Below are 24,457 nucleotides of genomic sequence, written 5' to 3'. Positions count from 1 at the left end.
AACTCAAATCATCCCTTGCGCCAACGGAGCCGTCCACACATGGCAGCACTCGAAACCAAGCTGCAACGCCCGGACATTGCGCAAATGCTCAGGACCTAGGAGACTGTTTCGCAGGACGCGGAGGAGTTGCCCGGAGCCTGCGGTCGCCTCACACCAATAGCTACGGTTTTCTCTGTCCTCAGGCGAAATTGCCCACCAGTTGCAGGGATTCGGCAAGCCCTCCCTTGGTCAGGGTAAGATCGGTATCCGTCCATGTGAACGGCCCGGTAAAGGCATCGTGCAGCGCGCTGATGTCAGGCGGATCTTCCTGGGCGGCTTCAACCGCATTGCTCATGTTCAGAGAGCCGGCCAGACACGTCAACAACAGCGCCCCGAGGATGATCGCACCCTCTCCATCCGCCAACAACGCCAACACGCCAAAGACGATTTCAGCCCCGGTCAGAACCTTGCCCGCCGTCGCCCGAGCCGGGTCCACCCAGTGCCCCTTGACCGGCGCGATCTTGCGACTTGGTGCATAGACGAGCGTCTGGGCGCCCTTCTTGTTCTTGCCCAGACCGATCCGATACCAGTTCGTACTCAGGCTTGTGGCGTACAGCCCCGGATCCGTCTCGGCCTCGACCAAGGTCTCGACCATGACTTCGTCGCCTTCCAGGGAAACCGTCAGATTGGTCAGGATCGGCAAAAAGGACTGGCCGCTCTTGGGGTCCGTGGTCTTGGGCAAGTTGATGCGCAGATTGCTCTTGAGCCGCAAAACCTTCTTGTTGGTATCCAGTTCCAGATCCGTCGTGGCCAGATTGGGCCAGATCTTCGTCAAAGACGGTGCAACCATATCCAGCAGGAACCGCTGGGGCGCGATCACGAAAGCGGCCCCCGATCCGGCAGGCACCGCCTCGGGCGACAGGGCGGCGGCCGTCGGCATCGGATCGCCGGATGTCATGCACAGGATTCCCAGCAGACCCGGCCCCTGGATCCGGTCCACATAGGCATAGGTGCTGTGAACGGGGGCACAGAAGGCGAAATCGCCCGTGGCAACCCGGTCATTTATGTCGATGAAGGCAAACACATGGTCAAAGAGACCGAGGTTGTTCTGGCACCAGTTCTCCATCGCGTCCGACAAGGGATCTTCCGCATCCACGCCGACTTGCGGCGCCAGCCAGGTCATCTGCTTGAACACCGCCACGGGGTCCTTGGGGTTTGTGCTCTTGATGCGCGGTTTCAAGGCGTGCCGCGTTGTGCCGGATTTGGGCGGCGGCAAAGCAGTGCCGTCGGGCTTGGTGGCGGGCCCCTGATGCGGCATGAGTTCAAGCTTGATTGCGAAGACGGCCTCGCAGGAATCGCATGTCGTGGTGTAGGGCGTGTTGTTGGCGACCGTCTTGCAGACCAGGTTTTTCATCGGAATGCTCAGGTACAGGGTTTGCGTGTCTCCGCCCTCGGTCACGCGCCAATGGCCGAAATCCGCTTTGACACGCGTTTGGAACTGTCCATAGGGCGCTGTATCGATGTTTGGCGGGGTCTTGTTCGCCTTCACGATATCCGCGTTGACCTGATCGAGCGTGACCGCAAACACGGTATCCCAGTTCTCGGTGGACACTCCCGGTGTCGAGGGGGGGGCGGCTGCGGCGGCAGGCATGAGGTCTCTCCCGTCTACAAGTTCTTTGAATATCGTTCGGCTCAAGTATCGATCTTGCCATAAACCAGCAGGCTACCGGCCAGACGGGCACTATGCGGTGTAAATTTCTTGTATCCGGGCCAGTTTGAGGGCCCCAGGACGTTGTTGAGGAAATCGTCGAAGGGCGGCACGCTGGAGGTATCGATCTCCCCGTCGTTCAGCACCTTGATTTGTCGGCCCATCTTGGCCCCTGTGAGGATCCCTGACAGGATCCCGGTGAGGATCCCGAACCGAACCAGGAACGTGGCGTAGTTCGCCAGAAGCGGGGCGCCGCCGGTGGTCAAGGCAGCCGCGGCCGCCAGATTGCCCTCGACCTCAACCGCTTCCAGGGCGTTGGCCATGTCATCTGCGTCGGCCATGATATCGAACACGGCTTCGCCCGCACCGATCGCCGCCCGCACGGACGCCGCAGCCTTGGCGGCTTTGGCCCCGCGGATTGCCCAGCCTGCAAGGCTGGACGACCCCATCGAGACCAAGGCCAGCGCCATCGAGACATATGTCAGGGTGCGGTCCGCATCCATCGCCGCCTTGTCGGGTGTCACCGTCACATTGCAGTCCCGCAGATCGGGAACGTTCTTGGAACTGGGATCGTTGGGATCCTGATTGAACGCCATCAGCGTGTAGCCGCTGCCGCCGGGAACCGGCACGAGCCCGAGATACATGTGTTGGGTGAAGGACAGGGTGTAATCCTCGTTCCCGCCCATGAACAGAGGTTTGAGATAGCTCAGGTGCTTGAACTGGATCTTTATCCGGTTCTCCTCCACCTCCATTATGAAACAGTCCTTGGGCACCGTCGGGGAAATCTTCGTGCCGTCCGGCAGAACCATGTCGCGCCAGAGGAGTGCTTTGTTATTGCTCAGAATTCGCCCGGTCGAATCCATGGTGAAATCCGTGTCTATCGACCCATCCAGGACGTGCACCGCCCCTTTCAGAAGCATCTGCGATGTGACCAGCTCCGCGCTCAGGGCAATCACGCCATTGCAGCCCTTCGGCATATGATCCAGCAGCGCGGGACTGATCTGATGGGCGAGCAATGCGTTCATGGGGGATACGGTCTGCGTCAGCGCCGCAAACAGGGCTCCACCGGTTTTCGTCGCGAGATTGGCGTAGCTCAAATGGCTCGGCTTGAGCCATTGGAACGTATCGTCCTTGGCGATCACGTTCAGAACCGCCTGATGAAAAGGCTGGTCGAAATCGGCGATGCCCTGTTTCGAGTTGAACCAATGCCGGAACTCGTTCTGGTAATCCAGATCGGCGCCGTTCTTCTTGATGCTGACGATCTGCACCGCCGAGACCGGGCCGGTCGCCTTGTCCGTCGCCCGAAGAACCCGAGTTTCGGCCTTCGGGTTCGGGGCGTCGGATGCCGTTGGATCGCTCAGGGGGTTCTGGGGGTCATATTGCGCCTCCAGATCGACGAGGATCGTCACCACGGCTCCGCTCAGGTCCTCGGTCGGCTTTCCCGGCGCCGCTCCCTGGCCCGCGGCGATCTCGCAGGTCATCTGCACCGTCTTGCCGGTCGCCTGTGGCGACGGTTCGATCTGCCATGGGCCCCAGTTGCCTTGAAGCCGCTTGTCGAACGGCTCCGACTTGTCTGGAACCCAGGAGAATGTCGTGGGCCAGGCCGCGTTCTTCTTGATCGTGGCGTTGAGCGTCTCCGGCAAGACCGCCTGAACCAGATCCCATCCCTCAAGGTCGACGGACCCGCTGCCAGCGGAAGGCGGGGGTGTGCCCCCCGCAGCCGTCATGACAGTTTGCCCTTGAAGATGAGCGAACCGTCCAACTCGATCTCGTCGAGTTTCCATTCCGTGGTGGACGGCCAGATGAATTTGGCCATGGCCTTCTCGATGAAGGACTGGACCGACAACTGCGTAGATACCTGTGAGAAATCCTCATCCGATATCGTTGCCTTCGTTATTCCCCAAAGCGTCCAGCTCGCGCCTGACCCGAGCGCCGCGATGCCCGAAAGCACGCCCGAACCCACCGCCAGTTTGGACAGGAACGGGATCCCTGCGCCGTCCATCTGAATCGCCAGCGGCGCATTGCCATAGATGCCATCGACGACGGCCATCGGGGGCGGGCCGTAACCTGCGGGCAAATTGCCAAGCTGGACCTCATTGCCTGCCGCCGCCACAAGTCGTGCGGCCCGTGCGCTCTTGATCACGAAACTGCCGGCAGAAAACATCGCCAAACCCACAGACAGAGCCGCCAGCACGATGCCCGAAATGAGCTCGATCCGCTTGTTGCGCTGCGCGTCATGATCCAGATGCGAGGTCACAGACAGATCCAGGATCTGGGGCGCGTCCTTGGCCGTCTGGTCCTGTGGATCGGCAAAGGTCGGATACAGGATCTGGGTCGGATTGCCATCGTCGTCGTTGGGGCCATCGTGAAGGATCAGATACAACTCCTGATTGAAGCTGAAATCCACGATCTCGTTGCCGCCCAGCACGACCATCGGGTGGGTGAAGGTCAGTTTCTCGAAAGAGATCCTGATCTTTCTGCCGTCCACTTTCAGCGTCAGACCACCTACCGGGATATTCGGTGTGATCGTGGTGCCGTCCGGCAGATTGATATCCTGCCAATCCAGCGCCTTGTTGTTCGAAACACTCCTGCCATCGGCCGCCACGATGAAGTCCTGACCCGTGGCGCCCTTTTTGACCAGGCTCGGCGCGGCACGCCACAGGATCTGGGACACCACCTGCTCGTTGCTCAGAACCATCACCGCGTTCTGCTGGCCCTTCATGTAACTCACGATCTCGGGCGGGATGGCCTGTTGCGGCCCGGTTTCCCCGGGCGCGAGATCCTCGATCAGAGACATGACCGCCAGCACACCGGTTGTCCCGCCGGGCTCGTCGGCGACCGCGTAGTCGAACCCGCCCTTTGGCGCGAGCCACTCGTAGCCAGTGTTCTTCGCGCCGGCGACCTGCCCGCTGGCATCCACGATGTGAAAGACGTTCTTGAACGTCGTCAGGTTGGCTGCCAGCCAGGTTTTCAGCGCCCCGCCATATTCGGATTCGAGGTCCTTGCCATTGGCATCGGTGAAGGTGTCGACCATCGCTGCGGGCAGCGTCGCGCCCTTTTCGCTCCCTGCCATCAGTTGCGGCACGCCATTGGGCCCCGGCACCTTGGCCAGCGTGATCAGGACTGTCGCCGTTGCGCCCGCCAGGTCCACGCCGCTTTTGCCCGAAGGCGCGGGCCAGCCGGACACAAATCCCAGCGGCGGCATGTTCACGAGCGGGCTCGCTCCGAAATTGACCGTCACTTTCGCATCCGTGCGAACACAGACCGCAGGCACATAGTCGACACCGGAGCCCAGGGTCGCATCCGCCCCCGTGCCCTTGGCGGGATCCGCTCCGGCCGTCCGCCACGCGCCTGAAGGCGTCTTGAACCACAACAGCCCATTGTCGAGGTCCACGGCCACGCCGACAACGGAACCCTTGGTATCCCAATCGGCCGCCGGGACTGCCTGTCCCGGGGCCCCTTTGGTGATGACCGCGCCATCGGTGCGCATCCCGAAAGCGTTCTGGGCAAGGAAAAACTCGGCATCCCGAGAGCCCTTGGGCGACACGCCAACGAAGACGATGTCGCTGATCTGTGTATTGACCGACCCGTCATTCGTCACTTCGAAGTAGAACTTGCCGCTGCTCCGCGCATTGTCGCCGAAAGCGCTGCCGATGGCCGTCTTTGCCGGGCTGGGGTTGATCACCGCCAGCCCCGAAATGCCCACCGTCAAGCCGCCAACAGTCACGGGATCGAGCTTTGAGAAAGACGGGAAGGCCGTGTCGCTTGCGTGGCCTGACGCAATGGTCATCTTCATCCTGAGCTGTGCGCCGGACCCACCGGGCACAACCTCCCAGGTTTTCCATTTCCCATTCAGGCTTTTGCCGGTGCCAGTATCCGTCTGATCGAAGCCCGGCGGCATCTTGTTCTGGGTCGCTATCGCGTCATTGACGCTCGAATACAGCGCGGCATTCACCACGTCCCAACCCTGAAGATCCAATTCCGTTAAACCGCTCATATGTCGTCTCCTGAAAAATCTGGCGGGTACGTCAGGCGAGCGAACCGCCTAGAATAATCCCGTCATTCAAACCACCGCTGGTCATGGTAAATCCGCTGTTGCCGGGCCACTGAATGGCCATCAGGCCGATGTCTCCAATACCGACCGTCTGGCCCGAACTGGTCACTGTATTGGCCACCGCGTTCGTCACGCCGTAAATCGTCAGATCCACAATCGCCACGACGACCGCGGTCACGATCAGTCCAAGGGGGAGCGCGGCCAGCCCGGTCACATAATAGTACCAGGGGATCTTCATGTCGGTGTCCGGTGGTTGCGATGTGCCCTTGACGATTTCAAAGGCGTTTGTTCCGGGCAGCACAGTCGCCTTCAGGCCTTGGGTGATCTTGAACGTCGCCGAGGCATGGGGCAGCCCGGTGATGTGAAAGCCGCCATTGGCCTTTATCTGTAACTGGCTGCCCTGAATGACCATTTCGAACCAGCTCAACGCCGGGTGATAGCCGGTACCGGCATGGGTCACCTCCTTGCAGGGGATCATTCCCATACCGACGATGTCGTCGCCCTGCAGCCGGAATGCCTCGGTGTCCATCTTGCCGTTTATGTACTGGGGCAAGCCCGTTGCGCCGGGAAAGGCCTTCCTGATCGCGGGCAGGAATACATGCTCCAGCGCGACATCCTTGGCAATGGCGACACAAACTTCCTCGCCACTGTTGCACAGGCTGCTGTCGATATCGCGCTGGCGTGTCTTTGGGTCCAGATCGCGCACCATCATCGCCACCGCCAGATAGCTCTGGCCACCCGTCCCACTGGTAAAGAAATACGCCTGGTCCTTTGGCTTCATCCAGCCCTCGCCGGCCCCCGGCAGCAGCGGCAGCGAACTGATCGCGTAGGAAAGCGCCGCCTTGTTCGAGATCAGGCATTGCGGAAGGTGCTTGGCCAGCTCGCGCCCGGCGGTTCCGGGCGCACCGGCCTTTTTCAGCGTGTCGTTCACGTCCGGCACCGTGACCGTAACAACCCCGTCGCCCGTATCCGTTGGCGCGGCGCCCGGCGTCGTCAGATCGAAAGTCAGATCGAGCGTCTTGCCGTCCGCCGCCGTGATGAAATCAAGATTGAGAGAAATCTCTACCTCGACCCCGTCCAACACCACCGGCGTCGGCCCCGCGAAGACACTCGTCGATTTGAACGTCCCCTTGGCGATCGGAAGGGTCATGTTGAGCCGGTTCGTGCCGCTCAGCTTGGTGATCTTCCACGGACCAAAGGTCAGATCCAGTTCGACGCCCTTGCCATCCTTGTAATTGGCCGTTGGCGGCGCCGTCTTCATCCTCTTGGCGAGCAAGGAATTCACCCGGTCCAGCCGACAGGCGGCCACGACGTCCCAACCATGGAAATCCATGTTCTGAAAACTCCTCAAATAATAATAATATTAGAGTAGCCGCCAAGGCGCGCAAAACGCGAGCCTCAAGTTTGGGCACGACCTCCGGGGGACTCCATCCTCCAGAGAACAAAGCGGAACTCCCGCCGCCACCCCTTGAAAAGAGCAAAATTATACAGCAACCGCTCAATCTTTGGGCGGGCCGCTCTCACATCCCCTGCGCAATGCCGTCGGACGCGGACCATCCAGGTGTTCAGCCCGGGCATCTGGCAATCAAACCGCCTGCCGGGATTGATGAAACACCACCCGCCCCCTCTGAAACTGGGACCGGATGCCTTCAAGCGCTCTTCATCGATAGGTTCGCTCGGAGATATCCGTCCGGGTGATCATTTCGCGGCAAGCCGACAGGAATGCGGCTTCGGGGGGCGACAATCGCCGAGCCGGGTTGGTGAGAAGGTAGATGTTGATCAGGGGAAGACCGTCATAGGGCGGCAACTGGCGGAGTTTCCCGAGTTCGACGTCGGTATTGGCGACATGAAGCGGCAACGCGCCAATGCCGATATCTGCCACGATCATCCGCCGAAGCTCATGCAGGTTCGACGAAACGCCGCTCCAGCGGGTCTCGATCTTCGCGCGTTCGCGAAGCCGTGCGACAGGGTTCAAGGGCCCGTCCTCGGTCTCCGTCTGGAAAGAGACGGAGGGCTCGCCCTCAATATCGGAAAGCGCGATCGTGTCGGCGTCGAACAACCTGTGGTGCGGGCCGCAGAACAGGCCGAAGAACTCCCGATAGAGAATCGAGGCCTCGAGATCCGCCGGGATCTCCTGCAGCAGGCAAATTCCAAAACTGGCGCGATTTTGACTAATACGGGCGCGAATTTCATCACTCTCCGCAACGGCGAATGAAAAGGTGACCTTCGGGTGCTGGCAAGCGAACTCGTGCAGCACCTTGTCGAGATGCGGGGAGATCACGTGGGTGGCGATGGCAACGGAGATGTGGCCGCGCAGAACTTCACCGCCCACCTCGAGCAGAGACGGCAGTTGCGAGACGGCGCCAAAAATCGACGAGCATTCGGCATAGAGCATCCGCCCTGCCCGCGTCACCTTGAATTCATGGGGTTTGCGGACAATCAGCGCCTTTCCCGTGGCCTGTTCGAGACGCTTTAGCGCGGCGGAGACCGTGGGTTGTTTGAGGCCGAGGAAACTGGCCGCGCGGGAAATGCCACGCTGCTCCACGATAACCATGAAGGTCCGCAGGAGATTCCAGTCGAGTTGCCAGGGGAATCGCTGTTCGTAGGGCTTCATTATCGATTTTATCTATGATGGAAATTCGTATTATTTATTTGCTCGATACAACAGGCCGTGCAAGCGTTTTTTTGCAAGGCGGATGGAACCGTCGTCCCGACACTGGCTACCCCCGGTGGGAGCCACTGTCACAGATCCAACAGGAGAGACAGATGACCAAGCGCAGAACCTTATTGCAAGCCGCTGCCGCCGCTGGCGGCCTTGCCCTCGCCGGCCTTGTGGCGGTATCACCCGCTATTGCCGACGAGCTGGAGGCGCTCAAGGAAAAGGGTGTGATCCGGATCGCCATGTCCGGCGCCTACCCGCCCTTCAACTTCGTCAACGACAAGAACGAAGTCGTCGGCTTCGATCCGGCCATCGGCACCGAGATCGCCAAGCGCATGGGGTTGGAGGCCGAGATCGTCACCACCGCGTGGGACGGCATCATCGGCGGCCTTCTGGCCAACAAATACGACGCCATCGTCGGCTCGATGACGATCACCGCGGAGCGTGACGAGGTGGTCGATTTCGTCGGCCCCTACTACACCACCAAGCGGGCGATCTTCACCAAGCCCGGCTCCGAGTTCACCTCCGTGAGCCAGCTTGGCGATGCCAAGGTCGGCGTGACGCTGGGCGAAACGCACGAGGAATGGGCCACCGAGCAGGGGTATGACATCAACACCTACAAGGGTCTGCCCGAACTGCTGCTGGAACTGGAGAACGGCCGCGTCGACGCGATCGTGAACGACTCGATTGCCGCGATCCTGGCGATGACCGAAAAGGGTCAGGAATTCGCGATCATCGAGGATCTGGAGACCGATGCATTCGGTGCCGGCATCGCGATCCGCGAAGGCAACCCGGAACTGGCCGCGGCGATGCAGGAAGCGCTCGACGCGATGATGGACGACGGCACCTATGTCGAGATCGCCATGGAGTGGATCGGCGCCGACATCCGCTGAGTTTTGCGGGTCCGCCGGCCTCGGTTGGCGGACCCTCCCTACAGAACATTTCCGAATGAGAGCGTCATGACAGCCGAATATGGCAAGCTGACATGGGAAGAGGTGCGCGATGCGGACAAGGATCGCGTCGTGATCCTCAACGTGTCGGCCACCGAGGACCACGGGCCCCACATGCCGCTGGACACCGACACCGTGCTCGGCATGGCGGTGGCGAATGGCGTGGCCGAACTGGCCCCCGACGAGGTCTTCGTGATGCCGCCCGTGGCCTATGGCTTCAACGAGCATCACAAGGATTTTCCGGGTGTCATCTGGATCCAGCCCGAGACCTTGATCGCCTTCGTGACCGACATCACGAAATCGCTCGCCCATCACGGCTTCCGGCGGATCTTGCTGCTCAATTCGCATGGCTCCAACCACCCGGTTCTGGACCTCGCCGCGCGCAAGACGGTGATCGAGACCGGCATCCTGTGTGTCTCGGCCTCCTACTGGAACCTCTGCGCCGACCGGATCAACGCGGACCGCAAATCCGAGATCGGCGGCATCGCCCATGCGGGCGAGTTCGAGGCGGCGATGTATGCGCATCTCCATCCCGAACATGTGCATCTTGAAAAGGCCGCCGAGCAGAACCTGCACAACCCCGACAGCCGCTTCTTCAACCTCGATCTCGCGCGCGGTGGCGGCAAGGCGATACTGATGCGCTGGTGGTCCGAAGTCTCGCCGGACGGAACGATGGGCGATCCGACCGTGGCCGACGCCGAGACCGGGGCGAAATTCCTGAAATCCGCTGTCGAGGAGACACTGGCACTGGTGCGCGAAATCCGCGCCCTGCCGATCCTCGCGCGCAAAGATCATCACTAGGGGGCAAGGTGCTGGATTTCGAGCTGATGATGCGGATCTATCCGTACTTTCTCCATGCCGCCTGGGTGACGGTACAGTTGTCGATCCTGACGACGATCCTCGGGCTCGCTTGCGGCTCGCTCGGGGCGGCGGCGCGGCTGTCGCGCCACTGGTACCTGCGCATGATCGGCGCAACCTATGTCAGCCTGTTCCGGGGCACTCCGGCACTCATCCAGCTTTTTCTGCTCTATTTCGGCGGCCCGCAGATCGGCATCCAGCTCGACGCTTTCGAGGCCGGCGTGATCGGGCTCGGGGTCAATATCGGTGCCTACATGACCGAGACGATGCGCGGCTCCATCATCGCCATCGACAAGGGCCAGACCGAGGCCGCCCGCACGCTCGGCCTGTCGCGCTTTCAGGCCTTACGCAATGTCGTGCTGCCGCAGGCGCTGCGGTTGATGATCCGCCCGCTCGGGGTGAACATCAACGCGCTGATCAAGGGCACGGCGCTGGTGGCCGCGATTTCCGTGGTCGAGCTGACCTATACCGCACAGCGTTATATCGGCTCCACCTACAAGCCCTTCGAGATGTTCCTGCTCTCCGGCCTTCTCTACATGGTCATCATCTACATCGTTGGCAAAGGCATCACCTATCTCGACAGGAAGGTGCGCCTGACATGACCCGCGACATGACCAAGATCCGCCAGAAAGGATCCCGCCATGGGGCTTGATTTCTCCGTTGTCCCGGCCTGGATGGACACGATCCTGCTGGGCGTGCTCTGGACCATCGCCATCACCGTCACCGCGGCGCTGCTGAGTTTCGTCGGCGGCATCCTGCTCGCGGTCATCGCGCTCTACGCGCCCTGGATCGTGCGCCAACCCTTCCGGTTCTTCGCCTGGCTCTTCATGGGCACGCCGCTGCTGTTGCAACTCTTCCTGATCTATTTCGGCCTGATCCAGATCGGCATCGACCTTCCGGCCTTCGTCGCCGGTTTCATCGGACTGGGGCTGCATTTCGCCGTCTACAACTCGGAACTGATCCAGACTGCCATCATCGCCGTCGACACGGGCCAGATGGAGGCGGCGCGCACGCTAGGCCTGTCGCGGACCCAGGCGTTGCGCAAGGTGGTGGTGCCGCAGGCGGTGCGCGACGTGATCCCGCCCATCGGCAACAACATGATCGCGCTTCTCAAGGATTCCGCACTGGTCTCGGTGATCGGCGTGACCGAGCTGACGCTCTCGGCGCAGCTCGCCATCGGCCGCACCTATCGGCCCTTCGAATTCTACCTCGTGGCCGCTGTCTGCTACTACGTCATCAATCTCGGGATGGAGGCCGTCCTGCGCCGCATCGAGCGCCGCATCGCGCTCTCCCGTTAACCCTGCGAGGCTCCCATGTCCGACCCCCAGCATTTTGTCGAAATCCGCCACGCGCGGAAGAATTACGGCTATATCGAGGTCCTGAAAGACATCAGCCTCAATGTCGAGCGCGGCCAGATCGTTGCCATCATCGGCCCGTCCGGCTCGGGCAAGTCGACCCTCCTGCGCGCCATCAACGATCTCGACCCATTGACGGAAGGCGAGGTGTGGCTCGACGGTGTGCAGGTCAACAAGCAGCTTCCGCACCGGCAATATGAAAAGCACATCAACCAGATGCGCGAGCATGTCGGCATGGTGTTCCAGCATTTCAACCTGTTCCCGCACCTGACGGTTCGGGAAAACGTGACGATGGCGCCGAAGCTGCTCAAGGGCATTTCCAACGACGAGGCCAACAAGCTCGCCGAGGAACAGCTTGCCCATGTCGGTCTGCTGGACAGGATCGATTATTACCCCTCGCGGCTCTCGGGCGGGCAAAAGCAGCGCTGTGCCATTGCGCGTGCGCTGGCGATGAAGCCCAAGCTGATGCTTTTCGACGAGGCGACCTCGGCGTTGGACCCGGAACTGGTCGAAGAGGTCAACCTTGTGATGAAGAAGCTCGCCGAGGAGCACATGACCATGATTATCGTCACCCACGAGATGGATTTCGCGGCCTCCGTCTGCGACCGGGTACTGTTCATGGACCAGGGATACGTGGTCGAGGAGGGCCCGCCCGAGGTGGTCTTCAAGAACCCCAAGGAAGAACGGACCCGCGCATTCCTGCGCAAGCATCTTGGAGGTGCGAAGTGACCGACACCCCCTCAAACCTCTTCTACCAATCGCGCAACCCGCGCCCGTTTCTCGACCGGGGCGAAGGGATCTACCTCTTCGACCAGTCCGGCAAGCGCTATATTGATGGCTCCTCGGGCGCGATGGTCTCCAATATCGGGCACTCCAACCCGCGCGTTCTGGCGGCGATGAAGGCGCAGATGGACCGGTCCACCTTCGGCTACCGGCTGCATTTTCGTACCGAAGCCTCCGAGGCGCTGGCGACAAAGACCGCGCAGATGATGCCCGGCGATCTCGACCGGGTGTTCTTCGTCTCCGGTGGGTCGGAAGCCGTGGAAAGCGCGGTGAAACTCGCCCGGCAATACGCGATCACCCAAGGCCAGCAGAGCCGCTGGAAGGTGATATCGCGCTTCCCGTCCTATCATGGCTGCACCCTTGGGGCGCTCGATCTGACCGGGTACGACCCGCTCGCGCGCCCCTTCGATCCGATGATGCGCGGCATGCCGAAGATCCCCGCGCCGGCGACCTATCTCGACCGGGACAACCTCACCGAGCACGACCGCGGGCTGAAATACGCAGAGATGCTGCGCGATAAAATTCTGGCGGAAGGCCCCGATACCGTCCTCGCCTTCATCATGGAGCCCGTCGGTGGCGCCTCGACCGGCGCGCTGGTGGCCCCCGACAGCTATTACGGGCGCATCCGCGAAATCTGTGACGAGTTCGGCATCCTGCTGATCTACGACGAAGTCATGACCGGCGCGGGGCGCACGGGGCGGTTTCTAGCCGCCGAACACTGGGGGATCGTGCCCGACATCGTGGCGCTCTCGAAGGGGTTCGGCGCCGGCTATGTGCCGCTCGGCGCGACGGTCGCGCCCGCGCGCCTTGTCGAGCCGATCCTCGATGCCGGCGGTTTCCTGCATGGCTTCACCTATGCCGGCAACCCGCTGGCCTGTTCCGCCGGCCTGGCGGTTCTCGAGGAGCTCGAGACGCAGGGCCTGATCGATAACGCCGCCGCGATGGGCGAGGTTCTGATCGGGCGGTTACAGAGCCTGATGGCGCGGTATCCCTTCATCGGCGATGTCCGGGGCAAGGGGCTGCTGACCGCCTTCGAGTTCGTTGCCGACCGTGACACGATGGAGCCGCTGCCCGTCGGTTTGAACGCCCATAGCCGGCTGGTCGAAATCGCCTATGAGCGCGGCCTCATCACCTATTCGCGCCGCACGCGAGGGGGCGTGGCCGGCGATCATTTCCTGGTGGCGCCCCCGCTCATCATCTCCGAAGCCCAGATCGACGAGATAATGGAAATCCTTGTCGACAGCCTCGACGCCTTCGCGTCCGAAGCCGGGCTGAAAACGGGAACCGCCGCATGACGATCCGCCATGCAACCATTGCGGATGCCGAGGCCATTGCCGCGATGCTATTCCGCCTAGCCGAGGAAACCGGCGACGGGCCGCATTTCTCGACGACGGCAGAAACCATCCGGGCGCATGGCTTCGGGGATGCCCCCCTGTTTGAAACGCTGATAGCCGAGCAGAACGGTGCACCGGCGGGGCTCGCGCTGTTCTTTCGCCATTTCTCCACGACGCGCGGCCAACCGGGGGTCTATGTGCAGGATCTCTGGATCGCGCCCGAAGGGCGCAGCAGCGGGCTCGGCGCGGCCTTGTTGATCGCCGCGGCCGCCTATGCCCGCAACAGCTGGGGGGCGGCGTATCTGGCGCTCACCCGTCATGGCCACAACGAAGGCGCGGATGCCTTCTACACGCGGTTCGGCTTCACGGCACAGGAGAGCGACGTGCCCATGTTCCTGTCCGGCGACGGTTTCACCCGCCTTGCCAACCGCTCCAAATCGGAGGCCGCCGCATGAGACTGCCCGACAAGACCACAACCCTCGAAGAGGCCGTTGCCGGGATTCCCGACCGGGCGGTGGTGATGGTGGGCGGCTTCGGCGTGCCCGGCACGCCGTTCACGCTGATCCGGGAGCTCGTCCGCCAGGGCCAGCGCGGGCTGACCCTCATCAAGAACGACGCCAACGAAGCGGGTATGGGGGTCGATCACTTGCTCGCGGCCGGCCAGGTGGACCGGCTGATCACGACCCATATCGGCCTTAACGCCCATGCGATCGCGATGATGAATGCCGGGGAAATCGAGGTCGAATTCTGCGCCCAGGGCATCCTCGCAGAACGCATCCGGGCCGGAGGGGCCGGACTTGCCGCGATCCTGACCGATATCGCCGCGGACACCGAACTGGCCGCGCACAAGCAGCGCGTCGAGGTCGATGGAAAATCCTATGTCGTGGAGACCGCGCTGCGAGCCGATGTCGCGCTAATCCATGCCAACAGCGCGGACCCGTTCGGCAATCTCGACTACGTCGCCACCGCGCGCAATTTCAACCCGCTGATGGCGATGGCGGCCTCTCGGGTAATCGTCGAGTCGGAGCGCCTGCAGCCCTTCGGTGGACTGGCCGCCGATGACGTTCACACCCCGGGCCCCTTTGTCGATTGCGTGGTGGAACTGGGCGATCTCAGCAAGGAATATGCCGTTGTCCGACGCTAGGAACAGGATGGTCGCGCGCGCCGCGGCCGAGATTGCCCCCGGCATGGTGGTCAATCTCGGGATCGGGTTGCCGACCAAGGTGGTGAATTATCTCGATGCCGATTTCCCGGTCTGCCTGCATACCGAGAACGGGCTGTCCGGGATCGGCCCGACGCTGCCGGTCGAGCGCGCCGACCGCAACCTGATCGACGCCGGCGGGGCCTATGTCTCGACCGTACCCGGCTCGGCCTTTTTCGACAGCGCGGTGAGCTTTGCGCTGGTGCGTTCGGGGCGGCTCGACCTGACGATGCTGGGCGCTTTCGAGGTGTCGCAGGCGGGCGATCTGGCCAACTGGAAAATCCCGGGCAAGTTCTCTCCCGGTGCTGGCGGCGGGATCGAGCTTGCGCAGAAGGCGCGCCGCGTCGTCGTGCTCACCACCCATACCGACCGCGCCGGCAACCCCAAGCTCAAGGCGGACTGCACGCTGCCGGTAACGGCGCGCGGCTGCGTTTCGCGGATCTTCACCGATCTCGCCGTGATCGACGTAACGCCCGAGGGCTTTGCCCTGCGGGAGCGCGCCGAGGGCGTAAGCGCGGCCGAGATCGTCGGGGCGACAGGCGCGCCGCTCGCGCTGCCCGCCGGTGACATACCAACATTCTGAGGAGGCCCGCATGGACCAGAACCTGCAAACCGGCCTGCTTGATTCGGTCGACGCCGCATTCGACGCGCAATGCGCGTTCCTGGCCGAGCTCGTGTCGCACCCGTCCACCCGTGGGCAAGAACAGAGCGCCCAGGACTTCATGGCCGGGGAGTTGGCTGCGCGGGGCTACGCGGTCGATCGCTGGCAGATCGACGTGGACGAGATCCGGCAACTGCCGGGCTTCTCGCCCGTGCTCGGCCCCTATGACGATGCGGTGAACGTTGTGGGCAGCCACCGCAGCCGGACGGGCGCGGGCCGGTCGCTGATCCTTAACGGGCATATCGACGTGGTGCCGGAAGGCCCGCTGGATATGTGGGACAGCCCGCCCTATGCGCCGCGCATCGCCGATGGCTGGATGTACGGACGCGGAGCGGGGGACATGAAGGCGGGGCTGGCCTCCAACCTCTTCGCGCTGGACGCGCTACGGGCCTGTGGCCTCGCGCCGGCGGCGGATGTGTTCTTCCAGTCCGTGGTCGAGGAGGAATGTACCGGCAACGGGGCGCTGGCCTGCCTCGCGCGGGGCTACAAGGCCGATGCGGCGCTGATCCCCGAACCCTTTGCCGAAAGTCTCGTCACCGCGCAGCTCGGCGTGATCTGGTTTCAGGTCCACCTCAAGGGCCTACCAACCCATGTCGCCTATGCCGGCAGCGGCTCCAACGCCATCGAGGCCGCGATACCGCTCATCTCGGCCCTGCACGCGATGGAAGCGCGCTGGAACCTGCCCGCCAATCGCCATGCCGATTACGTGCATATGGACCACGCGCTCAACCTCAATATCGGCAAGATCCAGGGCGGCGACTGGACCAGCTCCGTGCCCGCCTGGTGCGTGTTCGACGTGCGCATGGCGATCTTTCCCGGCCAGAGCATCGAAGTGGCCAAGGCCGAGATCGAAACGGTGCTGATGGACGCGGCGCGCGAAAACGCGTTTCTGAAGAATTCCTTGCCGGAGATCGTCTATCACGGCTTCCACGCCGAGGGTTACGCGCTCTCCGCCGATGGAAGCACCGCCGCCGCGCAGGCCGTGGGCGCGTTGGAGGCGGCCCATGGCGCGGTGACGGGCGACTCGCTCGACCGAGCCGCGATCACCGCGACCACGGATGCGCGCTTCTTCGGCCTATATGCCGACACGCCCGCGCTCGTCTACGGCCCGCGCGCGGAGGCGATCCACGGCTTCAACGAGCGGGTAGACCTCGAAAGCATGCGCCGTGTCACCAAGGCCACGGCGCTGTTCATTGCCGACTGGTGCGGCACCGAAGAAATCTGATCGGAAGACCCAATGCGCGAAGCTGTTATCGTTTCCACCGCCCGCACGCCCATCGGCAAGGCCTATCGCGGCGCGTTCAACAATCTCGAAGGGCCGAGCCTTGCCGCGCACGCGGTGCGTGCCGCCGTGGCCCGCGCCGGGCTGGAGGGTAGCGAGATCGAGGATGCCGCTTTCGGCTCGGCCCTTACGCAGGGCTCGACCGGCGTGAATGTCGCGCGCCATATCGCGCTGGCCTCCGGCCTGCCCGATAGCGTCGCGGGCGTCACGCTCGACCGGCAATGCGCCTCGGGACTCAACGCGCTCGCGGTGGCCGGCCACATGGTCGCCGCCGAGGGGGCGAACGTGGTACTGGCCGGCGGGCTGGAGAGCATTTCGCTCGTCCAGGAAAAGCATTGGAACGCCTATCGCTACCGCGACCCGGCGGTGTGCGACGGCTACTACATGTCGATGCTGGAGACGGCCGAGATCGTGGCCGCCCGCTACGGCGTGAGCCGCGCGGCGCAGGATGCCTATGCACTGGAAAGCCAGCTTCGCACCGCACGGGCGCAGGCCGCGGGTGTTTTCTCAGACGAGATCGTGCCAGTGGATGTGGTGAAGCAGGTCACCGACAAGGAAACCGGCGAGACGCGAAGCGAGGCGGTGCGGCTGGAGGCGGACGAGTGCAATCGGGCCGCGACCACCGCCGAGGGGCTGGCCCGCCTCCCGCCCGTCATGGGCGACGACAAGACCGTGACCGCGGGCAATGCCAGCCAGCTTTCCGACGGCGCGGCGGCGCTGGTGGTGATGGAAGCCGCCGAGGCCGCCCGGCGCGGGCTGGAGCCACTCGGTGCGCTGCGCGGTTTCGCGGTGGCCGGGGTTGCCCCGGAGGAGATGGGAATTGGCCCCGTGGTGGCGGTGCCGCGCCTGCTCGAACGGGCCGGGTTGCGCGTGGAGGATATCGACCTCTGGGAGATCAACGAGGCCTTCGCCGCCCAGCTTGTTTATTGTCGCGACCGGCTGAAAATCCCGGCCGAACGGCTGAACGTCAACGGCGGCGCGATCTCCATCGGTCACCCCTACGGCATGTCGGGCGCACGTATGGCGGGACATCTGCTGCTGGAGGGCCGGCGCCGTGCTGCGCGCTATGGCGTCGTTTCGATGTGCGTCGGTGGCGGACAGGGCGCGGCCGGTTTGATAGAGCTGCTATGACGTCCTCTGTTCACCAGACGTAACGGTGGACCAATTCAGATGGGGCAGCGTGTTGTTCTCGTCACATGCCGAAATGGAAGCGCGCGGGACGCCAGCTTTTGGAGCCTTGTATTCAGTTTCCCCTGAATAGCTCCATGGATCGCGGGCGCCTTCTGCCGGGCTCTTGCGGCAGGAAGGCCGCGATCAGCACAGGCAAGATCGACAGCCGCCAATCCTGCACCTCCGCGTGGCACAGAACCCGCCCACCCGCGCCGTGCGCAGGCGGGTGGGCGTCCGCCGAGCCTATTTCAGCCAGATATCGTAGTCGCTGACCAGCAGATGAGTCGGGTCGACGTCTTCCTCGATCTTGGCAAACCGTCCGATTGGCGCGCGGAAGATATTGTCGGTCAGGTCGTCATTGACGGTCGAGACCTCCCCGATCAGGACATCACCGCCCTCGCCCCAGAAGGCATGCCAGTCGCCCGGCATCAGCGTCACGCTCTCGCCCGGCTGGAACAGCAACACCTCGCCCGGCTTGAAGTCCCGCGCGATGCCGTCGCACATCACCGTGCCGCCGGCGGTCTCGTCGAAATTGCCGTCCCCATCCGAGCCGTAGAGCTCGATGGCCATCGTGGCGCCGCCGCGGTTGATGATGTCTTCGGCCTTGATCACATGGGTGTGGCAGGGGCTGATCTGGTCTTGCCGCGAGATCAGCAGTTTCTCGGCATAGCACATGCCGCCGCCGCGCTGCAGATCGGCCAGTTCGCCGTTGCGCAGGGTGAACAGGAACAGACCGAGCTTCTCGAAGTCCCCCTGTCCGTAATCGGTGATGTCCCAGCCCATGCGGGCGTCAATCAGCCGACGCGCGGTCCCGGCCCTGGCCTTGAATTCGTCCGGGGTCCAATAGGCAAAGGGCGGAAGGACAAATCCGTAGTGGCGGATCATCTCGTCGGCCGCGGCCATGATTTCGTTGATGGTGGAGCGTTTCATGGGAGGTCCCCTTTGGAATCCCGGGCGCTTATCGAATGCGCCCGGTCGTCTGCGGGTCGAAGAACACCGCTTTCGTCATGTTGAAGGAAATCGGAGAGAAAGCGCCAAGCTCGATGCGGGCATCGGCGCGGAACCGGGCGATACACTCCTTGCCGCCAAGCGGTGTGAGCGCGAAGGTGTCAGAGCCCGCAGGCTGGCTGACTTCAATGTAACAGTCGCGCGTCTCGATATGCGGCGAAGTGCGGTCGGCACCGTCGGGGTCGGTCATCGCCTCGGGGCGGATGCCGAAGACGATCGGACCTCCGACATGCTTGCGCATCTCGGCACCGTCCGGAACCGGCAGGGAGATGGAGGATCCGCCATGGCCTGCGATCTGCACTTCCAACGCGCCATCGCGCTCAACCAGCGTGCCATCGATCAGGTTCATCGAAGGTGAGCCCATGAAGTCGGCGACGAACATGTTGTTGGGATCGTTATAGATCTCGTCGGGTGTACCGAATTGCTGCAGGTAGCCGGCTTCGAGCACGGCGATCTTCGTCGCCAGCGTAAGCGCCTCGATCTGGTCATGGGTGACATAGACGATGGTGGTGCCCATGCGCTTGTGCAGCCGCTTGATCTCGGTGCGCATGTCGACGCGCAGCTTGGCGTCGAGGTTGGAGAGCGGCTCGTCGAAAAGGAAGACCTGCGGATGGCGTACAAGCGCGCGGCCCATGGCGACGCGCTGCCGTTGTCCGCCGGAGAGCTGCGAGGGCTTGCGGTCGAGCAACTCGCCGATCTGCAGGATGTCGGCCACTTCCTGGATGGCCTTCTCCTGTTCGGCCTTGTCGACGCCGCGGATCTCCATGCCGAAGGAGATGTTCCCGCGCACGGTCATGTTGGGGTAGAGCGCGTAGCTCTGGAACACCATGGCGATGTCGCGCTTGGAGGGGTGGAGCCCCTCCACGTTGCGCTCGCCGATGCGGATCTCGCCGGAGGTCGTCTTTTCCAGGCCGGCAATGCAGTTGAGCAGCGTGGACTTGCCGCAGCCAGAAGGGCCGACGAGGACGAGAAAGCCGCCATCCTCGATCTCAAGGTCGATCCCCTTGAGCACTTCGACGGCGCCGAAGCTCTTGATGAGTTTGTCGATTGTCAGAGAGGCCATGGGCTTATCCCTTCACGGCGCCGGCCATGAGGCCACGCACGAAGTAGCGTCCGGAGACGATGTAGACGATGAGGGTGGGCAAGGCCGCGAGGATCGCACCGGCGAAATGGACATTGTATTCCTTCACCCCCGTGGAGGAGTTCACCAGGTTGTTCAGCGCCACGGTGATGGGCGTTGAATCGTAGCTGGAGAAAGACGCCCCGAAGAGGAAGTCGTTCCAGACATTGGTGAATTGCCAGATGATGGTGACCACGATGATCGGCCCCGAAGAGGGGATCAGGATCCGCCAGAACACCTGGAAGAAGCTCGCGCCGTCGATCTGGGCTGCCCGCACCAGCTCTGTCGGGAAGGCCGCGTAGTAGTTGCGGAAGAAGAGCGTGGTGAAGCCGAGCCCGTAGACCGTGTGCACAAGGATCAACCCGCCAATGGTGCCGGCGAGGTTGAGCATGCCGAGGATGCGCGCCATCGGGATCAGCACGATCTGGAACGGGATGAAGCAGGCCAGCAGCATCAGGCCGAAGATGAGGTTGGAGCCGCGGAAGGCCCATTTCGTCAGCACGTAGCCGTTCAGCGCGCCGAGGAAGGTGGACAGGAACACCGCCGGCACGACCATGATGATCGAGTTGAGAAAATAGGGCTTGAGCCCCGTCGCCTCGACGCCGATCTGGGTTTTTGACCAGGCCTGCCGCCACGGCTCGAAGGTGATATCCTTCGGCGGGGCGAGCATGTCGCCGCCCCGGATCTCGTCAAGCGTCTTTAGAGAGTTGGCCACCATCACCCAGAGGGGCAGCAGGTAGTAGATCACGAAGAAGATCAGCAGCGTGTAGATCAGCGCCCGCACCAGCCGGCCGGATTCAATGGCGTTGTCTTGGGATGAATGGCTCATCGCTTGTCGGCCCCCACCCGAATTTCGCTGTAGAGATAGGGGATGATGATCGAGAAGATCATTATCAGCATGATGATCGCGGAACTTGCCCCGACCCCCATCTGGTTGCGGGTGAACGTGTAGGAATACATGAAGGTCGCGGGCATTTCCGTCGCCCGGCCCGGGCCGCCGCCGGTCATCGCCACGACGAGGTCGTAGGACTTGATGGCGAGGTGGGTCAGCACGACGAAGGCGGAGAGGAACACCGGGCGCATCATCGGGATGATGATCCGGCGGTAGATCAGGAAGCCCGAGGCGCCATCGACCTGCGCGGCCTTGATGATCTCGTTGTCGACGCCGCGCAGACCGGCAAGGAACATGGCCATGACATAGCCAGAGCTTTGCCAGATCGCGGCGATGACGATGGTGTAGATCGCGAAATCGCGGTCCTTGATCCACTTGAACTCGAAACTCTCCCAGCCCCATTGATGCATGGTGTTTTCAAGCCCGATGCCGGGATCGAGGAACCATTTCCACGCCACGCCGGTAACGATGAAGGAGATCGCCATCGGGTAGAGATAGACGGTTCGGATGAAGCCTTCAGTCCGAATTTGCTGGTCGAGCAGGATGGCGAGGAAAAGACCGAGCACGCTGGAGATCAGGATATAGAGCGTCCCGAAGATCGCCAGATTTGTCAGCGCGATGCTCCAGTGTTTCAACCCGAAAAGCTTGGTGTAGTTGGCAAGGCCGATGAACTCGTTATTTGGCAGCATCCGCGAATTCGTCATCGACAGCCACCCGGTGTAGAGGATGAAGCCGTAGACGACGATCAGCACAGCCACGAAACTGGGCGCGAGCACGATACGCGGCACCCATTCCTGCAGTCGGTCTCTCATGGGACCCCCTTCGGGAAGTGCGACTGGCAGGCCACGGGGCCCGCCAGTCAGATTTGGCGCGCGCGGGAGGAGGGAAAGGAGCGCGCGCCCTTGACGGGATTACTTCGCGGCCTCAACAGCGGCGGCGAGTTCCTCGGCGGCTTCTTCAGCACCGTATTCACCGTTCAGATGCGCGGTGACGACGTCGAAAATGGCCGACTTGATGTTCGAGCTGGCACCGTGGCCGTGGGCCATCGAGCCTTGCAGCGTGCCATTCGCGGCGGCTTCGGCGAGATCGGCCATGCCTTTTTTGCCGCACGCGTCGAACTCGGTGTCGGGAATGTCGGTACGCGCCGGCACCGAGCCCTTCACCAGGTTGAAGGCGACCTGGAAGTCCGGGTTCATGACCGCGGATGCCATCATCTTCTGTGCTTCAACTTGCTCTTCGGACACGTCGAACATCGCGAACTGGTCGGAGTTGAAAAGCACCGAACCCTGCGTGCCCGGGAAGCGGATGCAGACGAAATCCTCGCCCGGAACCTGCTTGGCCTTCACGAACTCGCCCTTGGCCCAGTCACCCATGGCCTGCATGCCAGCCTCGCCGTTGATGACCATGGCCGAGGCCAGGTTCCAGTCGCGGCCAGAGAAGTTCTCGTCGAAATAGCCGCGCAGCACTTCCATGCGCTTGAAGGCTTCGACCATCTTCTCGCTGCTGAGCGCGTCCGGGTCCTGATCGATGATGGCGGCCTTGTAGAAGTCGTCGCCAAGGCCGAGCACGACCGAGTCGAACACCGTGCCGTCTTGCCAGGCTTGTCCGCCATGCGCGAGAGGGATGATGCCATTGGCCTTCATCGCGTCAAGAACGGCGATCAGTTCTTCCCATGTCTCGGGGGCCTTGCCGCCAGCGGCATCCAGCGCGGATTTGTTGATCCACATCCAGTTGGTGGAGTGCACGTTCACCGGGGCGGCAATCCACTTGCCGTCGTACTTCGAGAATTCCTGCAGCGCCGGCGGGACCACTTCGCTCCAGCCTTCGGCTTCCGCGACGTCGCCGAGATCCCCGAGGAAGCCTTCGGCCGCCCAGTCCTTGATGTCGAAGCCCAGCATCTGCACGGCGGTCGGCGGATTGCCCGAGGTCACCCGGGCGCGCAGCACGGTCATGGCCTCGACACCGGAGCCGCCGGCGACCGGCATATCCTTCCAGGTCACACCTTTGCTTTCGAGATCCTCCTTGAGCACGTTGAGCGCCGCGGCTTCGCCGCCGGCGGTCCACCAGTGCAGGACCTCCACTTCGGCGGCCGATACGGCCGATGCCGCAAGGGCCAGAGCGGTGGTCATGGACAGGGCAAGCTTGAGTTTCATGTTTTCCTCCCAATGAAACATAGGCGTAGTGTCTTGTTGCGTTGTTATAACGATTCAATTTTTTTCGCCTGTCAACACCGTTGGCGCAAACACCTTTTTTACAATCGGTTTCTTGATGCATACGCTCGACGTGCTCGATTGAAAGTGCAACAATGTGCATCGATTTAACCTTGCAAATGAGGGCCTCAGACATGCGATCGGACGCGCCGTCCCCAGCGGCCCCAAAGACAGCGGCAGATCGCCCCACCTTGAAGACCATCGCAGACCTGTCGGGTTTCGCAGTGGCGACGGTGTCCCGTGCCCTGGCGGAGGATCCCAAGATCGCCGTGGCCACACGCCGGCGCGTGGCCGAGATCGCCCGGCAGATCGGCTATGAGCCAGACCGCGCCGCCCGGCGCCTGCGCACCGGCAGGACCATGGTCATCAACCTCATCCTCGATCCGCATTTCGAAGTCCTCGGTTTCGGAAATGCGCTCCTGATCGGCCTCACGACAGCGCTTGAAGGCAGTGGCTACAATCTCGTCGTCACGCCGCATTTCGACGATACCGACCAATTGGCCCCGATCCGGCATATCGTCGTCAACCGGCAGGCAGACGGCGTCATCTTTACCAGAACCGCGCCCTTCGATTCTCGTGTCCGCTTCCTGATGGAGCACGGGTTTCCTTTCGTCAGTCATGGCCGAACGGACTTCACGGAGGAGCACTCCTGGGTCGATTTCGACAATGAGGACTTCGCCTATCGGGGAACGCTGCGCCTGATCGAAAAGGGCTGTCGCAACGTCTGTGCGATCCTGCCCCCGAGAACACTCACCTTCCGGCAACATCTGCAATATGGCTTCATGCGCGCCGTCAGGGAATTCGGGGTCGACACTCTGGTTCCGGAAAGCATCACGCTTGACACTCCAGCAGACGAAATCCGCGACTGGGCCTGTGGCATTCTGGATGGGCCGAACCGACCAGACGGTTTTCTGTGCCCCGGCGAGGCGTCATACCTTGCAATCCGCAGCGCCTGCCAGAAACGCGGACTTGTTATCGGCCGGGATCTTCGGGTGGTTTCGAAGTCGATTTCGGGCGTCATTTCTCAGATCGATCCGGATGCAGACACGATTCAGGAGGATGTAGAGCAGGCTGGTCGCCTGATGGCGCAACACCTGCTCACAACGCTGTCCGAACCCTCTGTTCGGGCTCCAATGACCCTGCAATCTGCAAAGCCGCTGTTCGAGTGATCAAGATCAAAGCCGCTCTCATTGTGGCCGCCAGACGGGATCGATGGACGCAACGGCCCGGGAT

At 62.5% G+C, this 24,457-nt stretch carries 22 protein-coding genes; 12 read left to right on the top strand and 10 right to left on the bottom strand.

Annotated elements, in window-relative coordinates; translation table 11 throughout:
• Positions 1-178: 178 nt before the first annotated feature.
• The 5 genes from AX756_RS18905 to AX756_RS18885 form a co-directional block, all read right to left on the bottom strand.
• Positions 179-1,630, bottom strand: coding sequence for a TULIP family P47-like protein (locus tag AX756_RS18905; protein WP_068315432.1), 1,452 nt, complete (start codon positions 1,628-1,630; stop codon positions 179-181).
• 41 nt (positions 1,631-1,671) lie between these two features.
• Positions 1,672-3,414 carry a TULIP family P47-like protein gene (locus AX756_RS18900; RefSeq protein ID WP_068315424.1) on the bottom strand — a complete coding sequence of 581 codons (1,743 nt, stop codon included), beginning with the start codon at positions 3,412-3,414 and terminating at the stop codon, positions 1,672-1,674.
• Entirely contained in the window at positions 3,411-5,684 is a 2,274-nt protein-coding gene (locus AX756_RS18895; protein WP_068315421.1) for an SPRY domain-containing protein, read from the bottom strand. Before AX756_RS18895 ends, AX756_RS18900 begins: the two co-directional genes overlap by 4 nt.
• 31 nt (positions 5,685-5,715) lie before the next feature.
• Positions 5,716-7,074 carry a TULIP family P47-like protein gene (locus AX756_RS18890; protein WP_068315418.1) on the bottom strand — a complete coding sequence of 453 codons (1,359 nt, stop codon included), beginning with the start codon at positions 7,072-7,074 and terminating at the stop codon, positions 5,716-5,718.
• 327 nt (positions 7,075-7,401) lie between these two features.
• On the bottom strand, positions 7,402-8,355 hold the full coding sequence (locus AX756_RS18885) for a LysR family transcriptional regulator (RefSeq protein ID WP_068315415.1): 954 nt from the start codon (positions 8,353-8,355) through the stop codon (positions 7,402-7,404).
• A 152-nt stretch (positions 8,356-8,507) separates the two neighbouring features.
• Here AX756_RS18885 and AX756_RS18880 point away from each other — a divergent pair, with 152 nt between their 5' ends.
• The 11 genes from AX756_RS18880 to AX756_RS18830 all read left to right on the top strand — a co-directional run bounded on the left by AX756_RS18880 (position 8,508) and on the right by AX756_RS18830 (position 17,955).
• Entirely contained in the window at positions 8,508-9,293 is a 786-nt protein-coding gene (locus tag AX756_RS18880; RefSeq protein ID WP_068315412.1) for a transporter substrate-binding domain-containing protein, read from the top strand.
• A gap of 66 nt (positions 9,294-9,359) precedes the next feature.
• On the top strand, positions 9,360-10,151 hold the full coding sequence (locus AX756_RS18875; RefSeq protein WP_068315409.1) for a creatininase family protein: 792 nt from the start codon (positions 9,360-9,362) through the stop codon (positions 10,149-10,151).
• An 8-nt stretch (positions 10,152-10,159) separates the two neighbouring features.
• Complete coding sequence (locus AX756_RS18870) at positions 10,160-10,810, top strand: amino acid ABC transporter permease (RefSeq protein WP_231701101.1); 651 nt, start codon at positions 10,160-10,162, stop codon at positions 10,808-10,810.
• Positions 10,811-10,849: 39 nt separating this feature from the next.
• Positions 10,850-11,506: an amino acid ABC transporter permease gene (locus AX756_RS18865; protein WP_068315407.1), complete on the top strand. Its 657-nt coding sequence runs from the start codon at positions 10,850-10,852 to the stop codon at positions 11,504-11,506.
• Between the two features lie 15 nt (positions 11,507-11,521).
• Positions 11,522-12,292, top strand: a complete 771-nt coding sequence (locus AX756_RS18860; protein WP_068315404.1) for an amino acid ABC transporter ATP-binding protein — start codon at positions 11,522-11,524, stop codon at positions 12,290-12,292.
• Complete coding sequence (locus AX756_RS18855; protein ID WP_068315401.1) at positions 12,289-13,641, top strand: aminotransferase family protein; 1,353 nt, start codon at positions 12,289-12,291, stop codon at positions 13,639-13,641. Before AX756_RS18860 ends, AX756_RS18855 begins: the two co-directional genes overlap by 4 nt.
• Positions 13,638-14,135 (top strand): GNAT family N-acetyltransferase, encoded by a 498-nt coding sequence (locus AX756_RS18850; RefSeq protein ID WP_068315398.1) that lies wholly within the window; start codon positions 13,638-13,640, stop codon positions 14,133-14,135. Before AX756_RS18855 ends, AX756_RS18850 begins: the two co-directional genes overlap by 4 nt.
• Positions 14,132-14,824 (top strand): CoA transferase subunit A, encoded by a 693-nt coding sequence (locus AX756_RS18845; RefSeq protein ID WP_068315395.1) that lies wholly within the window; start codon positions 14,132-14,134, stop codon positions 14,822-14,824. The genes AX756_RS18850 and AX756_RS18845 overlap by 4 nt, the downstream gene beginning before the upstream one ends.
• Positions 14,811-15,464 (top strand): 3-oxoacid CoA-transferase subunit B, encoded by a 654-nt coding sequence (locus tag AX756_RS18840; RefSeq protein WP_438938415.1) that lies wholly within the window; start codon positions 14,811-14,813, stop codon positions 15,462-15,464. Before AX756_RS18845 ends, AX756_RS18840 begins: the two co-directional genes overlap by 14 nt.
• A 10-nt stretch (positions 15,465-15,474) precedes the next feature.
• Positions 15,475-16,767: an ArgE/DapE family deacylase gene (locus AX756_RS18835; RefSeq protein WP_068315388.1), complete on the top strand. Its 1,293-nt coding sequence runs from the start codon at positions 15,475-15,477 to the stop codon at positions 16,765-16,767.
• A gap of 12 nt (positions 16,768-16,779) precedes the next feature.
• Positions 16,780-17,955: a thiolase family protein gene (locus AX756_RS18830; RefSeq protein WP_068315385.1), complete on the top strand. Its 1,176-nt coding sequence runs from the start codon at positions 16,780-16,782 to the stop codon at positions 17,953-17,955.
• Between the two features lie 282 nt (positions 17,956-18,237).
• Here AX756_RS18830 and AX756_RS18825 read toward each other — a convergent pair whose 3' ends face one another.
• From AX756_RS18825 to AX756_RS18805, 5 genes are all read right to left on the bottom strand, one after another.
• On the bottom strand, positions 18,238-18,924 hold the full coding sequence (locus tag AX756_RS18825; RefSeq protein ID WP_068315382.1) for a D-lyxose/D-mannose family sugar isomerase: 687 nt from the start codon (positions 18,922-18,924) through the stop codon (positions 18,238-18,240).
• A 28-nt stretch (positions 18,925-18,952) separates the two neighbouring features.
• The gene (locus tag AX756_RS18820; protein WP_068315379.1) at positions 18,953-20,065 is read right to left on the bottom strand and encodes an ABC transporter ATP-binding protein; all 1,113 of its coding nucleotides are present in this window, start codon (positions 20,063-20,065) and stop codon (positions 18,953-18,955) included.
• 4 nt (positions 20,066-20,069) lie between these two features.
• On the bottom strand, positions 20,070-20,951 hold the full coding sequence (locus AX756_RS18815) for a carbohydrate ABC transporter permease (RefSeq protein ID WP_068315376.1): 882 nt from the start codon (positions 20,949-20,951) through the stop codon (positions 20,070-20,072).
• Entirely contained in the window at positions 20,948-21,826 is an 879-nt protein-coding gene (locus AX756_RS18810) for a carbohydrate ABC transporter permease (RefSeq protein ID WP_068315374.1), read from the bottom strand. Before AX756_RS18810 ends, AX756_RS18815 begins: the two co-directional genes overlap by 4 nt.
• A 99-nt stretch (positions 21,827-21,925) precedes the next feature.
• Complete coding sequence (locus AX756_RS18805; protein WP_068315371.1) at positions 21,926-23,167, bottom strand: ABC transporter substrate-binding protein; 1,242 nt, start codon at positions 23,165-23,167, stop codon at positions 21,926-21,928.
• Between the two features lie 248 nt (positions 23,168-23,415).
• Between AX756_RS18805 and AX756_RS18800 the strand changes: the two genes are divergently transcribed.
• Positions 23,416-24,393: a LacI family transcriptional regulator gene (locus AX756_RS18800; protein WP_197431092.1), complete on the top strand. Its 978-nt coding sequence runs from the start codon at positions 23,416-23,418 to the stop codon at positions 24,391-24,393.
• Positions 24,394-24,457: the final 64 nt, after the last annotated feature.

It is taken from the genome of Aliiruegeria sabulilitoris, from assembly GCF_001558155.1.
GTDB classification, from domain to species: domain Bacteria; phylum Pseudomonadota; class Alphaproteobacteria; order Rhodobacterales; family Rhodobacteraceae; genus Tropicimonas; species Tropicimonas sabulilitoris.
This window is presented reverse-complemented; position numbering and strand designations above follow the sequence as displayed.

Excerpts from the sequence above, each read along its gene's own strand:
- AX756_RS18905 (WP_068315432.1), bottom strand. The coding sequence starts at position 1,630 with ATGCCTGCCGCCGCAGCCGCCCCCCCCTCGACACCGGGAGTGTCCACC.
- AX756_RS18900 (WP_068315424.1), bottom strand. The coding sequence starts at position 3,414 with ATGACGGCTGCGGGGGGCACACCCCCGCCTTCCGCTGGCAGCGGGTCC.
- AX756_RS18895 (WP_068315421.1), bottom strand. The coding sequence starts at position 5,684 with ATGAGCGGTTTAACGGAATTGGATCTTCAGGGTTGGGACGTGGTGAAT.
- AX756_RS18890 (WP_068315418.1), bottom strand. The coding sequence starts at position 7,074 with ATGGATTTCCATGGTTGGGACGTCGTGGCCGCCTGTCGGCTGGACCGG.
- AX756_RS18885 (WP_068315415.1), bottom strand. The coding sequence starts at position 8,355 with ATGAAGCCCTACGAACAGCGATTCCCCTGGCAACTCGACTGGAATCTC.
- AX756_RS18880 (WP_068315412.1), top strand. The coding sequence starts at position 8,508 with ATGACCAAGCGCAGAACCTTATTGCAAGCCGCTGCCGCCGCTGGCGGC.
- AX756_RS18875 (WP_068315409.1), top strand. The coding sequence starts at position 9,360 with ATGACAGCCGAATATGGCAAGCTGACATGGGAAGAGGTGCGCGATGCG.
- AX756_RS18865 (WP_068315407.1), top strand. The coding sequence starts at position 10,850 with ATGGGGCTTGATTTCTCCGTTGTCCCGGCCTGGATGGACACGATCCTG.
- AX756_RS18860 (WP_068315404.1), top strand. The coding sequence starts at position 11,522 with ATGTCCGACCCCCAGCATTTTGTCGAAATCCGCCACGCGCGGAAGAAT.
- AX756_RS18850 (WP_068315398.1), top strand. The coding sequence starts at position 13,638 with ATGACGATCCGCCATGCAACCATTGCGGATGCCGAGGCCATTGCCGCG.
- AX756_RS18845 (WP_068315395.1), top strand. The coding sequence starts at position 14,132 with ATGAGACTGCCCGACAAGACCACAACCCTCGAAGAGGCCGTTGCCGGG.
- AX756_RS18835 (WP_068315388.1), top strand. The coding sequence starts at position 15,475 with ATGGACCAGAACCTGCAAACCGGCCTGCTTGATTCGGTCGACGCCGCA.
- AX756_RS18830 (WP_068315385.1), top strand. The coding sequence starts at position 16,780 with ATGCGCGAAGCTGTTATCGTTTCCACCGCCCGCACGCCCATCGGCAAG.
- AX756_RS18825 (WP_068315382.1), bottom strand. The coding sequence starts at position 18,924 with ATGAAACGCTCCACCATCAACGAAATCATGGCCGCGGCCGACGAGATG.
- AX756_RS18820 (WP_068315379.1), bottom strand. The coding sequence starts at position 20,065 with ATGGCCTCTCTGACAATCGACAAACTCATCAAGAGCTTCGGCGCCGTC.
- AX756_RS18815 (WP_068315376.1), bottom strand. The coding sequence starts at position 20,951 with ATGAGCCATTCATCCCAAGACAACGCCATTGAATCCGGCCGGCTGGTG.
- AX756_RS18810 (WP_068315374.1), bottom strand. The coding sequence starts at position 21,826 with ATGAGAGACCGACTGCAGGAATGGGTGCCGCGTATCGTGCTCGCGCCC.
- AX756_RS18805 (WP_068315371.1), bottom strand. The coding sequence starts at position 23,167 with ATGAAACTCAAGCTTGCCCTGTCCATGACCACCGCTCTGGCCCTTGCG.